At 73.8% G+C, this 17,894-nt stretch carries 14 protein-coding genes; 5 read left to right on the top strand and 9 right to left on the bottom strand.

Going from position 1 to position 17,894, the window contains the following annotated elements; translation table 11 throughout:
- Positions 1–9: 9 nt before the first annotated feature.
- Positions 10–876, bottom strand: a complete 867-nt coding sequence (locus tag BJ999_RS25080) for an isocitrate lyase/PEP mutase family protein (protein WP_179835559.1) — start codon at positions 874–876, stop codon at positions 10–12.
- Positions 877–1,087: 211 nt separating this feature from the next.
- Here BJ999_RS25080 and BJ999_RS25075 point away from each other — a divergent pair, with 211 nt between their 5' ends.
- From BJ999_RS25075 to BJ999_RS25055, 5 genes are all read left to right on the top strand, one after another.
- A complete protein-coding gene (locus BJ999_RS25075) occupies positions 1,088–1,990 on the top strand; it encodes a cyclase family protein (RefSeq protein ID WP_179835558.1) in 903 nt (300 codons plus the stop codon).
- A gap of 189 nt (positions 1,991–2,179) precedes the next feature.
- Positions 2,180–3,808 (top strand): FAD-binding protein, encoded by a 1,629-nt coding sequence (locus tag BJ999_RS25070; RefSeq protein WP_179835557.1) that lies wholly within the window; start codon positions 2,180–2,182, stop codon positions 3,806–3,808.
- Positions 3,809–3,851: 43 nt separating this feature from the next.
- Positions 3,852–4,631: an IclR family transcriptional regulator gene (locus BJ999_RS25065; protein ID WP_179835556.1), complete on the top strand. Its 780-nt coding sequence runs from the start codon at positions 3,852–3,854 to the stop codon at positions 4,629–4,631.
- A 46-nt stretch (positions 4,632–4,677) separates the two neighbouring features.
- On the top strand, positions 4,678–5,106 hold the full coding sequence (locus BJ999_RS25060) for an organic hydroperoxide resistance protein (RefSeq protein ID WP_229810363.1): 429 nt from the start codon (positions 4,678–4,680) through the stop codon (positions 5,104–5,106).
- 192 nt (positions 5,107–5,298) lie between these two features.
- The gene (locus tag BJ999_RS25055) at positions 5,299–6,864 is read left to right on the top strand and encodes a serine/threonine-protein kinase (RefSeq protein WP_179835555.1); all 1,566 of its coding nucleotides are present in this window, start codon (positions 5,299–5,301) and stop codon (positions 6,862–6,864) included.
- Positions 6,865–6,889: 25 nt separating this feature from the next.
- On the opposite strand, the gene BJ999_RS25050 is transcribed toward BJ999_RS25055, so the two are convergent.
- The 8 genes from BJ999_RS25050 to BJ999_RS25015 form a co-directional block, all read right to left on the bottom strand.
- Positions 6,890–8,014, bottom strand: coding sequence for a TRAFAC clade GTPase domain-containing protein (locus BJ999_RS25050; protein ID WP_179835554.1), 1,125 nt, complete (start codon positions 8,012–8,014; stop codon positions 6,890–6,892).
- 1 nt (position 8,015) lies between these two features.
- Positions 8,016–9,257 (bottom strand): hypothetical protein, encoded by a 1,242-nt coding sequence (locus BJ999_RS25045; RefSeq protein ID WP_179835553.1) that lies wholly within the window; start codon positions 9,255–9,257, stop codon positions 8,016–8,018.
- 33 nt (positions 9,258–9,290) lie between these two features.
- Positions 9,291–9,875, bottom strand: coding sequence for a hypothetical protein (locus tag BJ999_RS25040; RefSeq protein ID WP_179835552.1), 585 nt, complete (start codon positions 9,873–9,875; stop codon positions 9,291–9,293).
- Complete coding sequence (locus tag BJ999_RS25035; protein ID WP_179835551.1) at positions 9,872–11,008, bottom strand: hypothetical protein; 1,137 nt, start codon at positions 11,006–11,008, stop codon at positions 9,872–9,874. The genes BJ999_RS25040 and BJ999_RS25035 overlap by 4 nt, the downstream gene beginning before the upstream one ends.
- Entirely contained in the window at positions 11,008–13,683 is a 2,676-nt protein-coding gene (locus BJ999_RS25030; RefSeq protein ID WP_179835550.1) for a hypothetical protein, read from the bottom strand. The genes BJ999_RS25035 and BJ999_RS25030 overlap by 1 nt, the downstream gene beginning before the upstream one ends.
- Positions 13,680–15,050 carry a hypothetical protein gene (locus BJ999_RS43705; RefSeq protein ID WP_179835549.1) on the bottom strand — a complete coding sequence of 457 codons (1,371 nt, stop codon included), beginning with the start codon at positions 15,048–15,050 and terminating at the stop codon, positions 13,680–13,682. Before BJ999_RS43705 ends, BJ999_RS25030 begins: the two co-directional genes overlap by 4 nt.
- 2 nt (positions 15,051–15,052) lie before the next feature.
- The gene (locus BJ999_RS25020) at positions 15,053–16,201 is read right to left on the bottom strand and encodes a hypothetical protein (RefSeq protein ID WP_179835548.1); all 1,149 of its coding nucleotides are present in this window, start codon (positions 16,199–16,201) and stop codon (positions 15,053–15,055) included.
- 487 nt (positions 16,202–16,688) lie between these two features.
- Positions 16,689–17,894 carry a vWA domain-containing protein gene (locus BJ999_RS25015; protein ID WP_179835547.1) on the bottom strand — a complete coding sequence of 402 codons (1,206 nt, stop codon included), beginning with the start codon at positions 17,892–17,894 and terminating at the stop codon, positions 16,689–16,691.

Below are 17,894 nucleotides of genomic sequence, written 5' to 3'. Positions count from 1 at the left end.
CGTGCCCCCTCAGGCTCCGGCCACGGGCAGGTACTTCTCCTGCGCCCTCTCGATGTCGGCGAAGCCGATCAGATCGACGAAGTCGTGGTGGGGGAGCGCGTCCGCGCTGACCTCGGCGGGCGGCTCACCGGACTCCAGCCGCCGGAGCGTCTCGCGCATCGCCCCCGTCGCCGACAGCAGGATCTGCGTGGGCAGCAGGGCGAGCCTCACACCGACCTCGCGCAGCACCTCGGGCGTGAAGTCCCGTTCGACCCAGGTGGACGCGGTGAGCGTGGCCATCAGCGGGACGCCGGCGCGCTCGCGGCACCGTGCCCAGTCGTCCACGCCCGCGAAGGTCTTGGTGACCGGCATGATCATCTCGGCCCCGGCGGCGGCGTAGGCCTCCGCTCGGCCGAGTGCCTCCTCGCCCGCGGTGTCCGTCCGGGCGATCACCACCAGCCGGTCGCCGACCGCGTCGCGGACGGCACGGATCTTCCCGGCGGCCTCCTCCAGGGAGATCACCGGAACCGGGTCGCCGACGCAGATCGGGCAGCGCTTCGGTGACTCCTGGTCCTCCATGAAGACCGCGGCCACCCCCGCGGCGGCGAACCGGCGGGCCGTCCGCGCGGCGTTCACAGCGTTGCCGTAGCCGGTGTCGATGTCGGCGATGACCGGCAGGTCACTGGTCTCGATGATCCGCCGGACCGCGTCGAGGTTCTCCGACATCGTGTACAGCTCCGCGTCGGGCAGGCCGAGTGCGGCGGAGATCGCGAAGCCGGAGGCGCACAGGGCCGGGAAGCCGGCCTGCTCGGCCAGGCGCGCGCTCAGCCCGTCCCACACGCCGGGGGCGAAGACCACGTCGTCGTCCATCAGTTCACGGAGCCGCGTCGCTGTCATGCGCTCACCCTTTCCGGATAGTGAAACGGATTTCGGAGAAGACATTAGGTATGAGCCTCCTGCCTGTCAATGAGTCCTTCCTGCCGGGATCTCGTCCTATGAAGGCTGGTCAAGGTGATTCGCCGCGGATGTGTTGACTGCGCCGAACCCTCATGTGATAGTCCGTAATCCGGAACATCTTCCGAGAGCTTCGCATCGGCTGGAGGATCACATGGACACGTTCTGGCCGGGGGTCGGCGCCAACTGGGGACGCTGGGGCGAGCGCGACGAGCGCGGAACGCTGAACCTCGTCGGCCCGGAGAAGATCCGTTCGGCCGCGGCGAGTGTGCGGAGCGGTCGCGCGATCTCTCTTGCCAGAACGCTCGACGACCGCCTGCCGGCCTACTATCCCGCAGCCGGGGAGAGCGCCTTCGAGCACCGGATGATCACCTGGTGGGGCTCCAACGCGGGCGGCGACGTCCAGGCCGCGAGCGACCGGGTGAGTTCCGAGTGCCACGGCCTGGAGATCACGCACATGGACGCGCTGAGCCATATCGGGCACCGGGGCCGCGGTTACGGAGGACGCGACTTCGCCTCGATGGCCGGTCCGGACGGCGTGGCGGAGTGCGACATCACGGCCGCCGCCCCCGTGGTGACACGCGCCGTTCTGGCCGACATCCCGCGGCTGCGCGGCGTGGACCACCTCCCGGCCGGCACCGCCGTCGGCCACGACGAACTCGCCGAGGCCGCGCCCGGACTCGGGCCGGGCGACGCCCTCGTCGTCCGCACCGGCCGTTGGAACGCGCCAAGTCCCGCGCCCGATCCCGGCGACCGGTACGGGCACCTGTCGGGCCTGCATCCCGACGCCCTGCGCTTCGTGGCGGACCGGGACGCCGCCGTGGTCGGAACGGACGGCCCCGGGGACGCCTTCCCCGTCGCGGTCGAGCACTGCCGGCTCCCGGTGCACGTGCTCGCGCTGGTGTACCTGGGCGTCCACCTTGTGCACAGCATGGTGCTCGACGAGCTCGCCGCCGCGCTCGCCGCCGAGGACCGCACCGATTTCATGCTCGTCCTCGGACCGCTGGTGGTCCCCGGCGCGACGGGCTCCCCGATCACCCCCGTGGCCGTCCTCTGACAAGCATCCGATGCGCCTCGTGAGACCCCGCGACAGGCCCCCGGCCCGGCCCCGGCGACGCGTAGTGCGAACCGGGGGCCTCGCACCGCAAGGGCCGGTGCATCACGTCCGAACCAGAGCCCGTGGACGCAGCCTGTCGAGGAGGCATGTGTCCGAGGCGACTCCCGCTACCGCGACCGAGGGATGAACATGGAGCGCACCGTTGACTTCCTGTGCATAGGCGGCGGCCTCGGCGGCCTGGCCGGCGCCGTCCGCGCACACGACCTGGGCGCGGACGTCCTGGTCGTGGAACGATCCGACATGGTGGGCGGCGTGGCCGCCTACAGCGGCGGCTTCGTCTGGGTCGGTGCCAACGACCTCACCGGCTCGGCCGACTCGCTCGCCGCGACCGAGGCGTACCTGGACCACGTGCAGGGGCAGGGCCGTCCGGTCGATCGCCCGGCCCGGCGCGCCTACCTGGAACTGGCCGTCGAGGCGACTCGGTGGTACCGCGAGGCCGGCGTCCCGTTCGAGGTGATCCGGAACTGCCCCGACCTCTACCACCCGGCCCCCGGCTCGACCCCCGAGGGGCGGCTGCTGGAGTGCGTCGTACCCGGCGCCACGCTCGGCCCCTGGCGCGACAGGCTGCGTCCGAGTCCCTATTACGTGACCGGGATACCCCGGAACGACCTTTACTCCGAGAGTTCGACGGACCCGAACGAAGTCGACCGCTGGCAACGGCGCGGCGCCGACCGGGACCTGCTGACGCACGGCTCCGGGCTGTCGGCGGCCTTCATCCGCGCGGCGCTCACCGAACGCGGCATCGACTGCCTGCCCCGGCACCGGGCGATCCGGCTGCTCATGGACGGCGACGCGGTCAAGGGCGCCGTCCTCGACGGACCCGACGGGCGCGTGACGGTCCGGGCGAGCCGCGGCGTGCTGATCGCCGCAGGCGGATACGGCCACGCCCCCGACGCCTGGGAACTGGAGGACGTCCCGGCGCTCGTCGAGTCGGCCCCGCCCGTCGTCGAGGGTGACAACCTGCTGCTCGCCCAGCAGGCGGGCGCCGCGACCGTCCGCGGTGCCGACCCGTTCTTCAGCGTCGGATTCCACTTTCCCGGCGAGACCCACCCGGGCGGCGACCTGCCCCTCTGCCGGCCCCTGCTGGAGCATCTCGGGCTACCGCACTCGATGATCGTCAACCGGGACGGGCGCCGGTTCGGCGACGAGGCCTACTACGGTGCACTGATCGGGGCCCTGCGGCGCTTCGACGGCCGGAGCAGGCAGTGGTCCAACTACCCCTGCTGGTTCCTCGCCGACGAGGAGTTCCGCCGGCGCTACCGGCTGGGGAGGTACGCCCCCGGCGAACCCTGGCCGGACGAGATCGTCCGCGCGGACTCGCCGGAGGACCTCGCGCGGGCCACGGGCATTGATCCCGACGGGCTGGCCGCGACGTTCGCGTCCTTCAACAAGGGCGCGGAACGCGGTGAGGACCCGGAGTTCCACCGCGGCTCCCTGCCCTTCGTCCGCCGCGCCTATGGCGACCCCCTGCACGAGCCGAATCCGAACCTCGGACCGCTCGCCACGCCGCCGTTCTACGCTCTTCCCCTCTCGATCGTCGGCTTCGGGATGGGCACGCTCGGACTCTGGATCGACGGCAGCGCGCGCGTACGACGGCGCGACGGCGCGGTGGTGCCCGGGCTCTACGCCACCGGCAACGCCGCCGCCACGAAGGAACTCAAGGGGTATGTCACCGGCCTCGCCAACGCGCGCAACTACACCTACGCCTACGCCGCCGCCACCCACGCCCTGGGCTCGTCCGCGGCCCTGGATCGATAGAATCGGAATATGGACCGGATTACGGAACGCGCAGGGAGGTCGGATGACCCCCGATGACCGGGAGGGCGTCGACCCCAAGAACGTCGTGGTGTCGGTGCTCAAGGCCTGCCAGCTCATGGAGTGCTTCACCCGGGAGAAACCGAACCTGACACTCGCCGACCTGACCGTGGCCACCGGCATGAACAAGACCACGGTCCACCGGCTGGCCGCGACGCTGATCCAGGCCGGCTGGCTGACCCGCGGCGAGGGCGCCACCTACCGGCTCACCATGCGCCCCTTCCGGGTCGGCGCCGTCGCGCTCGCCGAACTCAGCCTCCGCAGCGAAGCGGTCCCGTTTCTGCGCGGCCTGGCCGACCGGTTCGGTGACACCGCCTACCTCATGATCCCCGGTCCCGACGGCGCCGTCTGCGTCGACATCTTCCAGGGCAACAACCCGGTCCGGGTCAACACGGTCGGCGTCGGGACGGTGCTGCCGTACCACACCGCGGCGGGCCCGGTGGTGATGCTCGCCTTCTCGGACGAACTGCGGGAACGCTGGCTCGCCCGGACGCTCGACCAGTACACCTCGAACACGCTCGTCGACGCGCCGTCCCTCAAGGACCGGCTCGACAAGATCGTCCGCGACGGCTACGCGATCAGCGAGGAGGACTACCTCTACGGCGTCGGCGCCGTCGCCGCCCCCGTCTTCGACGCGCAGGGCGAACTCGTCGCGACCCTGAGCCTGGGGGGCGTCAACGACGGCTTCCGCGGCAGCCGTCTCCTGGAGATCATCGAGGCCGTCCTGTCCTCCTCCCGCGAACTGTCCAGCCGTCTGGGCCACTGAAGGACACACCGCACTCTCAACCCGTCGCTCACCCCCCGATCCCCGCATGCATGAGGAAAGGAAGACCATGGACGCCCGCTACACCGCCGTCGCCACCGCCAACGGCCGGGACGGCCGAGCCGTGACCTCTGATGGACGCCTGGACGTCTCCCTGGCCCCGCCCCGTGAGCTGGGCGGCAGCGGCGAGGGCACCAACCCCGAGCAACTCTTCGCGGCCGGCTACGCGGCCTGTTTCGCCAGTGCGCTCAGCGCGGTCGCGCGGGCCTCCCGTCACGACGTCCGTGACGTCTCGGTGACCGCCGAGGTCGGCCTCCACGGCGACACCGAGAAGGGCTTCGGCCTCGGTGTGGTCCTCCGCGTAGAACTGCCGGACGACCTCGCCGACGGCGAACAACTCGTAGAGCGCGCCCACCAGATCTGCCCCTACTCCAACGCGACCCGAGGCAACATCCCGGTCGACCTGGTGATCGAGTAGAGCGACCACGGATCGGGCGTCGGCCCCGGCGGCCGGAGTCCCCCAGGACGACTTGGATGCCGCCTTCCGTCGGTGCGTCGGGCGACCCATTTCGCGGTGGTCCGCCGACATAGGATTGGGCATTCGGGGCGGACGGGGAAAGGGCGTTCTTTGGGGCTGGGCGGCGGTGCCGGGGAGATCGGTGAGTTTCCGGTGGCATTGCGGGAGAAATTCCGGCCGGTCCGGATCGAGGCGGTCGGCGCCGAGTCGGTCGTCCACCTGGCCGAGCCGCTCGGCGGCGGGTGCGCGGGCGCCGACCTGGTCGTCGTCAAGGTGCACCGGGACTCCCGGCTGGAGACCGACCAGATCGTGGTGCTGGGGCGGCTGGAGGCGACCCGGCACGTCCCCCGGATCCATGATTACGGGAACCTCGCCGTGGACGGCGCCGAGGTCGGCTGGATGGCGCAGGAGTACTGCGCGCACGGCTCGCTGGATGCGCTGATCCGGGACGCCCTCCCGCTCGGCGACGCGGAACTGCGGGCGATCGTCGCCGAACTCGCCGAATGCCTGAACTTCTGGCTGGGCGCCATGGGGTTGACGCACACGGACGTGAAACCGGCCAACATCCTGGTGCGGTCGCGGAACCCCTATGAACTGCTGATCGGCGACTTCGGAGGCATAGCCCGCAATGTCCGGGTCCATGGGCGGGATCCGGGCGGGCTGCTGACCACCTGGGCCTACGCCGCGCCCGAGACCGCGCGGGGCCGCCGCGGCGCTCCCGCCGCCTGGTGGGCTCTCGGGATCATCGCGTACCAGCTCCTCCTCGGGCGGACGCCGTACGAGGGGACGCCGTCCGCGCGGGTGCGGGAGCTGCTGCGCGCCGGGCGGCGGCCCGCGCTGGACGCCGTGACCGACCCGGAGTGGCGGCGGCTGATCGACGGGCTGCTCGTCGTCGACCCGGCGCGGCGCTGGACGTACGAGCACGTGGTGGCGTGGGTCGCGGACGAGCACCGGCCGCCGCGGTTCAACGGCCGCACCTACCGGGACGTCCGCGGCCTCGCCGACGACCTGGAGCGGAACTGGCGGGACGGCGCCGCCTGGCTGGCCGGCAACGGCGGGCGGCTGGCCGACTGGCTCGTCCGGCAGGGCGCCGACCCCGCCGAGGTGCGGTACCTGCGCGGGCTGGGCGGCGACGGGGCGCGGCGGGCGCTGATCAGGCTGATCGCGCAGGTCATCCCGGACGTGACGCCGCGCTACGAGGGCCGACCGATCGACGCACCGGGGCTGCTCGGGCTCGCCCGGGGCGGCCCCTCCGACCGGGAGCTGCTGCGAGAGGTGGTGGACGGCGGAGTGCTGGCCGACGCGGCCCGGCACCGCTGCGGGCATCCCGCCTGCCGGGGGCGCTGCGCCGTCCTGGACCGGGTGCACGCGGACGTCCCGGAGATCGTCGCGCGGGCGGAGGGCAAGCTGAGCTGGCTGCGCGGCCGGGTGCTGCCGAGCCGTCCGGGCCGGCCGCCGGCGGAGCTGCCGTCCGAGCGGGAGTGGCCGATGCTGTGGGCGTGGGCGGCGGAGCTCACGCTGCTCGCCGACGCCGCGGAGCGGGTCCGCGCGCTGGCCGCGGCCGTGCCGCGCGACGTCCCGTGGTGGCCGGACCGGCTCCGGCTCGCGGAGGCGGCCGACCCCGCCACCGTGGAGGGGCGCGCCGACCTCGTGGTGGCACAGCTCCTCGCCCCGCACGCCTGGCGCGTCGTGGGCGGGCACGGCCCGCACCGGCGCTGACCGGCCCCGACGGTGCCGGGAGGGCTCACAGGTACTGGCCGGGTTCCTCGGTGTCGATGCGGGGGATCAGCCCGGTGGCGCTGAACAGCGACAGCAGCGGGCGCAGCACCCGGGTCGGACGGAAGTTCCGGTGCGGGAAGACGCCCTCCTCCGGGATCGGCGGCACGCCCGACGCTGACGCGAAGTGGAGGGTGGTGGGCGAGCCGGAGTGGAACGGCGCGAGCCACAGTTCGGCGCCGTGCCGGTCCAGGAACGCGTAGGCGGCCTCGTTCTCGTCCTCGACGGTGCGCAGGTCGCCGAGCACCGTCTCGTCGTCCCGCGCGAGCCAGTGCGCGATGGTGCCGTCGAGCCCGGCCAGCATGTCGGACTTGGCGACGACGATGGCTCCGGGCGGCAGCAGGCCGTCGCGGGTCTGCCGGGTGTGCAGGAGCTGGGTGATCGCGTGCGTGAAGCCGGGGTCGGGCACCCACGGGTTCCAGTCGTCGCCGGTGCGTAGCTGCTGGCCGTCCGCGACGTAGAGGATCGCGTCGGCGAGGCTGAGGAACGGGGTGTCCTCGTACTCGTACCGGTGGTAGTGCTCGCCGGGGACGTCGAAGAACCCGACCGCGTGGGTCCGCCCGGTGTACTCGCTGGACACGCGCAGCGCGTAGACGAACTCGGCCCGCGCGGAGCGGCGGGTGGCGGGCAGGACGCGGCGCTGCTCCAGGAACGGCCGGATCCGCTCCTCGTAGAAGCGCTGCCGCAGGTGCCCGTCGAGCGGCTCGATGCGCAGCTCCGGCGCGAGCATGGCCTTGCGCCGTTCGAGCTGCGCGATCATCGCGGTGAGCAGGTGGGTCTTGCCGGCCGCGCTGGCGCCGACCAGCCCGATGATGAGCGGGTCCAGGTCGCCGTAGTCGGCCGGGAGGGAGTGCGGGTCGCCGTCGCCGTGGCACTGCCGCATCGCGCCGAGGGTCCGGTGCCGCCAGCGGACCTCCGGCTCGTCCGGTGCCCGCGTCAGCACCTCCGGCCCGTCGGGGGTGTTCTTGACGAGCGGGACCTCGCCGTAGTCGGACCAGTCGAGGTGGTTCAGGCAGTACGGGCAGAGCGTGCGGGCGCTCGGCTCCGGGCCGGGGTAAGCGGCGGGGCCGGGCTGCCAGGGCGGGGCGATCATGTCACAACACCACCAGGAGGATGAGGACGACCAGGACGAACACCACGGGCCACACCAGCGCGGGGTGCGGTCTGCGCCTGCCGTCGTCGCCGACGCGGAACGGGAAGTCGCGGGGCAGCGAGGGGACGCCGATCCCCTGCGCGGCTCCCGGCCGTCCGGCTCCCGGCGCCGGTCCTTGTCCCGTGCCCGGCCCCGGAGTGAACGGCGGCGCGGACCCTCCGGACGGGTGCGCGGGCGCTCTGTGCCTCCGCTGGCCGAGCCACTGCTTCTCCCTCCGGTAGTTCTCGATGGCGCGCGAGCCGACGCCCGTCGCCGGGGGCATCGGTGGAGGCGGCGGCTTCGGCGCGGCCCGTTCCGCCGGCCGGGCGGGCCGGGCCGGCCCGGCCTGCGCCGGACGGGTGGCGTGGATCTCCACGGTCCGCGTGTCGTCGTCCTCGGGAACGTCATGCTCGGTGGGGGAGTCCTGTCCGGCGCGCACGTCCCGCTCCGTGGTGTCGCCGGAGCGGGGCCAGCCGTCCATGCGGGCCAGCACCTCCGCGGCCGTGGGGACCTCCTCGTCGAAGACGGGACGGAGCACCATGCCGAGGTCGGGGTGGTGCCGGATCAGCCAGCGCAACTCGTCCCCGTCGACGGGCCCCGCGCCGTCCGGCCCGAACGACGACTCCTCGCCCGACGCGAGCCAGAACAGCAGCCCGGCCGCCGCGCGCACGTCCCGCGCCGCCCGGAGGTCGTCCGGCTGGCCGACCGCGTTGCCGAGGTCGGCGATCTGCAGCCGCCTGCCGTCCCACAGGAGCATCCCGGGGGACAGCTCGCCCAGCGCGTAGGCGTTGTCCGAGAGCACCCGGAGCGCGGTGAACAGGTCGTGGGCCGGCTGCCGCAGCCGCTCGGCGGTGAGCGGGGACGTCTCGGTGAACGGACGGCCGCGCCGTGTCTGCACAAGCCGGGCCGGCCCGTCGGGGGAGTCGACGTCGAAGCCGAGCAGCGTCCCGAACTGGTCGGCGCGCACGTCCTCCATGCGGAGGCCGCCCCAGACGGCGACCTCGTTGCCCAGCACGCGCTTCCCCATGGCGCCGGTGGCGACCTTGTACACGCACTCGACCTCGGCACCGCCGCCGGCGGGCCGGACCGTGCCGTAGTGGCTCTTGTAGCGGGCGCCGACCCGGCTCCCCTGGTCGAGGGTCAGCGCGAACTCGGCGCGTCCCTCGCCGGACGGCGTTTCGAGCAGTGCGATTTCGGTGGTCACCCCGTCACGTCCCTGTGTCGATCGGCTCTGGGATCAGTCTTGGTAGAAGAAGACGACGAGCTGGACGGAGCCGTCGCCCTCCCCGCCCGTCCACGCGGCCCGGTAGATCGCCTCGCGGAACCGCGGGTTGCCGGACTTGATGGCCTTGGCGGCGTTCTTGCCGAGGGCGACGCCGCTGCCGGTGTCGTTCCGCGCGCCGTAGGCGAGGAAGAAGCCGACCTGGAGCTTCTGTTCGAGCTGCTCGATGCAGGCGCTGCGGGCGCCCTCGCGCCGCATCTCGTCCCCGTACAGCCAGGACGGGTGCTCGCCGCGCAGGGCCTCGTCGACCTTCTTCAGCAGGTCGGCGCGGGCCCTGCCGGAGCCGGAGAGGAGCCCTCCGGCCTGCACCGGGATCAGGAAGTCGCAGAAGTCCTGGCCGAGGACGCGCGGGCCGGCCGGCCGCGGCTTCTTCTGCTCCGGCAGGCCGGTGGTGAGCTGCGCGCGGGGCTGCACCGCCATGGCGACGAGGAACAGCACGAGCATCAGGTCGGCGAACAGCCAGCCGGCGAGGTGCGCCGCGGCGAACCGGGAGGTCCGCCGTCCCCGCCGGGACGCGCGCCTCCTCGCGGGCCCGGTCACCGGTGGGCACCGCCGTCGTGCCGCACGTAGGCGACGAACTCGCGGGTGTCGTCGACGAGGTACTCCAGCTGCTCGAGCGCCTTCGACAGCCGGTCGGTGCCGACGGAGAGCCGGGTGACCGCGTCGGCGAGCACCGCGTTGCCGGCGTCCTGGTAGTGCTGCGCGGCTTCGGCGTGGTCGGTGGTGGCGAGCGTCGCCCGCTCCACCTGCGTCACCATGGCGGCCAGTTCGGCGCGCAGCTCGCGCTGCCCGGCCGAGATGTCGTCCTGCAGCTTCCGGAAGCTCTCCAGCGTCTCGGCGGGCGCCTGCATGCTCATGATCGCCCGTTCCAGCGACTCGGCCTTGTCGATCCAGGTCTGGACGGCCTCCTCGATCCGCTTGCCGGTGCTGCCCTCCAGCGCCGCGCGGACGTCCTCGGCGGTGCCCGCGAGGCGGCCGACGAGCCCGCCCACGCTGGTCTCCATCCGCTGCACCAGCGCCTGGAGGTCCCGGTAGGTGACCTTGCCGTCCCGGGAGCCGGACAGCAGGTGCGACGCGAGCGCCAGGTCCTGCGCGATCTGCACGCGCTCGGCCTCGTAACGCGGACGGTCGAGAAGGTTCTCGCAGGTGGTCACGACGGCGGTGAACCCGATGACGACCAGGACGGCGAGCACGACCGACCACGCGGTCTCCGACAGCGGCGCGAAGTCCTGGACGCCGCGCCGGATGTGGTCGGGGTCGAACGAGCCGGCCTGCCAGCCGAGCAGGAACGAGCCCTCGCTGTGGGCCCGGCCGTAGGCGTTCAGGGCGTCGTGCAGCTTCCACCAGGTGATGACGATCGGGGCGAAGACGAGCACGTTCTGGAAGAACCTGCCCCAGGACAGCGTGATCTCCAGCCCCCGCCGCGGCACCGGGTCGGGCAGCAGCGCGTCCGCCGGGTAGGCGGTGACGAGGTCGACGCCGGCCGGCGGCGGCCCGCCGGCGGGGTCGAGGTCGTCGGCGAGGCGTTTCAGCAGCGCGGGGCCGCTGGCGGCGTCCCCGGGGGAGTCCCGCAGCGCCCGGTCGGCGTACCGGTGGAACCGCGCGCTGATGCCGCTGAGGATGTCGTCGGAGGTGAGGGGCTCGGTCGGGCTGATCGTCGCTCCAGTCGCCATCAGGGGGTCTTTCCTGTCGTCGGTTGCGGGGACCGGTCGCCGCCGGACGGCGTCTCGGCACTGGTCGTCGGGGAGACGGACGGCGTGACGGTGACGGTCACGGTCGTGGGGGCCTGCCGCGGCGGCGGGGCCCCGTCCGAGCCGCCGAACAGCAGGAGGACGAGCAGGACGACGATCCCGAGGCCGAGCACCGCGATCGCCCACTCCTGGAGGGTGCGGCCGGTGATCCAGACGACGATGGGGTGCCGGCCGTCGTCCGGCTCCTCCTGCTCGGAGCCGGACGGGAAGTGGTCCCGGCGCGTCGGCGGCGGGTTGAAGGAGAAGTGCTGCGGCGGGATCGGCGGCTCGGGGAACGCGGTCGCGGTGGGAGCCGGGCCGTCCTCGGCCGGCTGCCCCTGGTGCGCGTGCTGCGCGTGCCGCTGGTGAGGCAAGCCGGCGTGCGCCGGTTCGGCGGACGTCCTCCTGGCGGTCCGCGCCTCGGCGGCCCGGTGCGGCCCGCGCAGAGCGGACTCGGCGATCTCGGACGGGAGGCCGAGGTCGGCCGCGTGCCGGTGAGCCGCGTGCAGGAGGGCGGGCACGACCGCGTCCTGCGCCGCGTGGGCGACCACGGCCAGCAGGAACGGGCCCGTGCCGCCGGCCCGCACCAGCTCGTCCACCTCGGCCCGCGTGAGCCCGCCGCCGTCCGCTCGGTCACCGGCCTGGTAGACGGCCTGGAGCAGGAACGAGTACGCCTTGAACCGGATCTCGGGCTCGTCGGGCCAGGCCCCCTCCACCAGGCCGGCCAGGAACCGCCCGGCCAGTGCCGCGTCGCAGGTCGCGCGCTGCTCGGCGGGCGTGCGGGGGCGCTTGCCCAGCACATGGCACACGGGTTCGAGGAGGCCCGGCTGTCCGGTCTGCTCGGCCATTCCCTGGATCAGGTCGGTGCTGGACAGGACGCCCAGCATGTCCCTGAGCACCGTCGGCGGGGCCTTCCGGCGGCGCGCCTGCGCGGCGAGCTGGAACACGTGGGCGCGGTCGCCTCCGAACACGTCGGCGAGCGCTGCCCACGGCCGGAACTCCGTCGCCTCCGCGTCGGCGGGCAGCGCGCCGAGCACCGGGGCCAGGTCCGTGACGGGGTCGCCGTACGCCAGATGCAGGACGGTCCGGTACAGGTCGTTCTCGTCCTCCGTGCGCAGGCCGCAGCGCGAGACGATGTCGTGGATCGTCTCGTGGAACATCTCGGTCTCGCGCATGAGCGCGCGGACGCCCTCGTCGCCGCGCCGGTCGCCCCGGCTCCACTGCCGGTGCGCGGCGCGCATGAAGTGCAGGGCGGCCTTCACATGGTCGCTCGGCGCCAGCACCCTGCTCCACTCCAGCAGGCTGGCCGCCTTCATGCCGGGCAGGAGCCGGGCGAAGGTCTCGTCGGAGGCGGGGTCGATGCCCGCGCCGAGCGCGAAGTACACGGCGCTGTACTGGTCCGCCGAGGTGACCTTCGGCAGCCCGGAGTACCAGTTCGCGAGGACGCGCCTCGCCTCCGCCGCCGTGAGGTCCATCCGGCGGGCGGCCTGCAGGAGCCGGTCGGCGGTGTCGCGGTCCTCGCCGGCATCGGTCAGGTACCGGTCGGCGGCGACCTGCCGGAGCGTCCGGGCGACCTCGGAAAGCCTGGGCGGGTTCGCCTTGGTCCAGCGCAGCAGCCGGTCGGTGAGCTGCGCCATGTCGGCGTTCCGCAGTTCGGCGCGCAGCCGCTCCTGCCCGTCCGGGCCGTTCAGGTAGCGGCGCTCGGGCTCGTCCAGCGTGCCCGCGATCGCCCGGTCGACGAGGTCGAGGACGCCGGTGGCCCGCTGGTGCTCCGCCTCCACCCAGTCCGCGAGCGCCGCGGTGGTCCTCAGCGGCGCGCGCGGCCGGGTCAGCGAGGTCGGCGGGAGGTCGGCGAGAAGCTCGGCCACCCGGGCGACGCCGGGATCGGCGCCGCCCGTGGTCGTCAGTGACGTCCGCCCGTTCCTGGCGTCCGGCAGGCCGACCGCCAGCAGCCGGGGCCGCAGCTCGGGACGGGTGACCTGGGCGCCCAGCAGCATCGTCAGCGGCGCCGCCCCGGCGACCCCGTCCAGCCTGCGCACGAGCCCGGCGACCAGGCCGACGTCGTCCGGGGAGATCTCGGCCAGGTACGGATCGCACGGCGCGGCGAGCACTCCGGCGAGCAGGCCGACCAGCGCGTCGCGGCGTGCGGACGCCTCGTCCAGCCCGGCCTCCGCGTGCGCCCACAGCGCGGTCGCGTCGAGCGCTTCGAGGTCCGAGGGCGTCGCGTCGAGCCGGTCCGGCGTGCTCCACTCCGGCCAGCGGTGCAGGCCGAGCACCAGCGCCGCGTTCACCACCGACGCCGGGCCGACGAGCGCGTGCACGAGCTGGGAGGGCCGGCCGTTCGGGTCGCGGGCCGGCACCAGCCGCAGCGCGGCGCCGTGCTCGCCCTGCCGGCCGAAGCGCAGCGCGCCGAGCGCCGCGCACTCGGCCGCGCCGGACAGCCACTGCCCGACGGCGACGTCGCCGCCGGCCAGCCGCTCGTTCCACACGCGCAGCCCGTCGGTGCCGAGGGACGTCGCGACCGGTCCGAGGCCGCGGCCGCCGGCCAGCAGCCGGTCCGACCAGGCGAAGACGATCTGGTCGACGCGGCCGGGCGCGGGAAGGGGACCGGTCCTCATGACGCCACGCCCTCCCGGTCCGCGGGCGCGCCGAGCACCGCGCGCGGCAGCACGCCCTTCATCGCCAGCAGCGACAGCAGCGGCCGCAGCACCCGCTGCCGCCGGAACGACTGCTCGGGGTACTCGCCGCTCTCCATGTCCACGCCGACGCCGGTCGCCGACGCGAAGTGCAGGGTCGCGTCCTCGCACTTCTGGACCGGGACGAGCCACGACCCCGCGCCGCGCGAGCGCAGCAGGGCGTAGGCGTCCTCGGACTCCGCCTCGACCGTGCCGAGTTCGAGGTCGTCCCGGCGGTCGAGCCACCGGTCGACCTCCTTGAACGCGCGCAGCGTGTCCGACTTGGCGATCACCAGCGCGGCGGGCAGCGGCAGGAACTCCCGGCCCTGCCCGCCGCGGACGTGGTCGATATGGCTGAGCACCGCGGTGAACCCCGGGTCGCCGGTGTGCCGGCCGTGCCGGACGTCCAGTTCCGTGCCGTCCGCCACGAAGATCAGCCCGTCCGCGATGCTCATGAAGGGGGTGTCGTCGCGGGTGTGGCCCTGGCTGAAGATCTCGCCCGGCACATCGAAGATCAGCAGCGCGTACTGCTCGCCGGTGTGCCCGCTGGTGATCCGGTAGGCGCAGGTGAACTCCGGGCTCAGTGCCCGGCGGGTGACCGGCAGCGGCTTGCGGTCGCGCAGCAGGTCGAACCGGTTCCTGGCGAACAGCTCCCGCTGCAGCCGCGGGTCGAGCGGCAGCACGTCCAGCCGGTGCGAGATCTTCAGCGCGGACTGGTCGAGCTCCTCCGTCATCGCCGCGAGCAGGTGCGACTTGCCCGACCCGGACGTGCCGACCATCCCGACGATCAGGACGGTCATGCCGCCGAGCGACGCGGGCACGAAGTGGTCCTTGCCGGTGGCCTCGCAGACCCGCCAGGCGTGCATCGTCCGGGTGCGCCAGCGGACGTCGCTCTCGCCGGGCTCCCGGGTCAGCGCGATCTCCTCGCCGTCCACGGTGCGATCGACGAGCGGGGCGCTGTTCCAGTCGAACTCGCTCAGGCAGTACGGGCACACCATGGTGCGGTCGGGGCCGTCCGGCGGGCCGGGCACGCGGGGCCGGTGCGGGGACGCCGGGCCGGGGTCCTCGCTCATCACCGTCACGGGCGGCGGCTCGTCTGCGGGGTCTGCCGTCGTGTCCTCTGCCGCCGTGTTCTCGGCCGTCGTGGCGCCGGCGAGCGCGTCGCCGGGCGCGGCGCCGCCCGGCCGGGCGTCCAGGGCCGGGGCCGTGACCGCGTCCAGGTCCAGGTCCGGATTCGCGGCGGGTAGCGGGTAGGGCGGCTCGTCGAGCTTCGGCGGAAGCTTGGGCCTGGGGGGTTCGGGGTCGCTCACGGTCACCTCACGAGCAGGACGGCGCTGACGATCAGGGCCACGGCAAGGACCCCGAGGAGGAGGAACAGCAGAGCGCCGCTCGCGGCGCCGGGGGACGTCCCGTCCGTGGCCGGGGACCGGGCCGTCCGGGGCGGCGTGACGGTGCCCGCCTGGGCCTGCACCCGCGGCGGCTCGGCGGCGATCCGGCGGCTCTGGCGAAACTTCCGCTGCCGGCGGCGCAGCTCGCGGAACTCGGCCCGTCCGTCGTCCTCCGCGGCGAGCCGCCGGTCGCGGACGGCCGAACGCGGCCCGGTCCCGGCCCGCATCGCCTGAGGGGGCACCTGGGCCGGGGGCGGCTGCCGGGGCGGGGCCGCCGGATCGTGCAGATCCTCCGGGAAGCGCTCGGGCGGCGGGGGCTTCGGGCGGCTCCGCCACAGCCGGTCCTTGATCTCACCGGGGGAGACGTCACGGCCGCCGGTGGCGTGGAGGGCCGGTTCGAGCGCCTGCGCGAGATCGGCGTCGACCTCGGCGAGGATCGCGACGAGGGCCGCGGGCGGGCCGCCGCCGGACGATCCGGTGGCGAGGCGGAGCAGCAGATGGGCGGCGGCCTGGACGTCCGGGACGTCGCTGACCGGCAGTCCCGTCGGGGTGCCGAGGGCCGACCCGGCGAGCGCCTCGGGCGGGCCGAGCGGCTCCACGTGCCCGAAGCCGTGCAGTTCGACGCGCCGGCCGTCCCAGAACACCGTGTCCGCCGAGACGGCCCGGTGCGCGAAGCCGAGGTCGGCGAGGAACGCGAGAGCGCCGAACAGGTCGCGCGCCGCCCGGCCGAGCTGCACGCCGTCGAGCCGCGGCGCCGGTTCGCACCGGGAGACGGGCACGCCGCGACGGGCGACCATCAGGCGTACGGGGCTCTGGGCCGCCTGGAAGCCGATCATCCGCCCGGCGGACGCCTGCCGCCCGCCGATCCGGTCGTAGACCTCGGCCTCGCGGCGCAGCACCTTCGCCCCGGCGGGCGAGAGGGCCGTCTTGAGGAGGACGTCGCGGTCGTCGGCGCGGCCGTAGCGGTGGCTGAGGAGCGCGTCCTCGTGCTGCAGCTCGCCCTGCGCGAAAGTGACCGTGACCCGACCGGATTGCCCGAATGATGACTTTTGCAGGGTGAATGTCTCTTCCACTGGCGCCCCCGCCCGTTCTGTGTAGATAGCGCCCCCTCAGATCATATTTACGGCGTGACGAGTAAGTGGTGTGAGTAAGTGGTGCAAGTGACCCGCTAGGTGTGACGCACGGAGTTGGAGGAAGGTTGCCGCTTTTCGGGGCAAGATCGGCTCAGACCGGAGAAGGGACCGCCCTGCCGCGGCGCGCCACAGGGCCGCCCGGCCGTCCGGCCGCGTGCACAAGGCTCCCCACATCCTGCCGCCGCCCCTGCCGCCGCGACCGAACATGGACAGAATTCCGGGAGTGTGCAAAACGCAATGGACAACGCCCCGTGAAAATGCCATACACCGGCGACCGGCCGCCCCGCAACGGCCTTTCACTCCGGCGAAGAGACGTCCCCCCGAACGAGCCGGTGACCGCGATCGCCGTGCTTGCGGTGGTGCGGCCGGTGAGCAGGCCCCCACCGGGCGCTCAGGGCCTCCTCACCTGGGCGGTGACCACCAGCGTTCACCGGTTCGGGCGACGCGCCGGACCGGGTCCGATCTGGGGGACGTGGACCGTTTCGACCCAGGCCGGCGGGGGCGGCGGGTCGGTGCCGATGAGCGCGGCGATGAGGCGCGATGACGACGGCGCTTCGGGCCACGGGGTGAAGCCGTCGGTCAGCACGATCACGACACCGGGTCGTTCGGGCCGGTCGAGGGCGGCCCGGATGCCGACCCGCATGTCGGTGCCGCCGCCGCCTTCGAGCGCGACCTGCTGCGCGGACGTCACCCGCGTCGCGGCCTGCACATCGGCGTCGCAGGCGAGCACGGTGATCCGGTTTCCGCCGACGCCGACCTCACGCAGCACGCCGGTCACCTCGGCGAGGGCCGCCGCGAGGTCGTCCTCGCCCATGGACCCGGAGGTGTCGATGACGATCGCGACGACCGGCAGCGGGCGCCGCAGGCTCGGCAGGACGACGCCGCGCAGCGCGGCGGTGCGGCGGGACGGGCGGTGGAAGGTGTAGTCGACCCCGCCGGCCGCCCAGGCGACCGCCTCCCGCACGGCTCCGGCGAGCACGCGGCGCCAGTCGACCACCGGTTCGAGGACCTGCTCCGCCCAGCGTTGCCAGCCCCCCGGAAGGGAGCCGCGGTTGCGCTGGTGGGCGCGCATGGCCTCGGCGGTGTGGCGGCGCAGCGCCTCGGCTTCGACCGTGCTGACCTCCCCCGGCCCGCCGGGCCCGGCGATCTCCCAGTCGCCGGGTGAGCCATGAGCGCCGGAGCCGCAGTCGGAGCAGGAGGCCGACGGCGGCAGGTGCGGGAGGTACTCCTCGAACAGCCGTCCGGTCTCCAGCCCGAAGTCGCCGGGGACCACCCGGCCCTCGGGAAGTTCCAGCCCGTCGGCGACCAGGTCGTCGTTGATCTCGCAGTCCTGGGCGACGTTCAGGCGCGCCCGGTCGCGGTGGTCGGCGGCCGGCAGCAGGTCCGCGCGGCCGTGATGGTCCCGCAGCAGGTGTGCCACCTCGTGGATCCACACGCCCGCGAGTTCGGGGACGGAGGTCGCCGCGACGAAGGACGGTGACACATAGCACCGCCAGTGCCGATCGACGCCCATCGTCGGCACCCGGTCGGTCGGCACGACCGTCAGCGAGTACAGCGCCGAGGCGAGGTACGGCCGATCGCCGGCCGCACGGTACCGCGCCGCCAGCAGCTTGACCCGGTCGAGGTCGGCCAC

It is taken from the genome of Actinomadura citrea (assembly GCF_013409045.1).
GTDB classification, from domain to species: domain Bacteria; phylum Actinomycetota; class Actinomycetes; order Streptosporangiales; family Streptosporangiaceae; genus Spirillospora; species Spirillospora citrea.
Note: the sequence above shows the minus strand (reverse complement) of the source record. Positions and strands in the feature narration are given on the sequence as shown.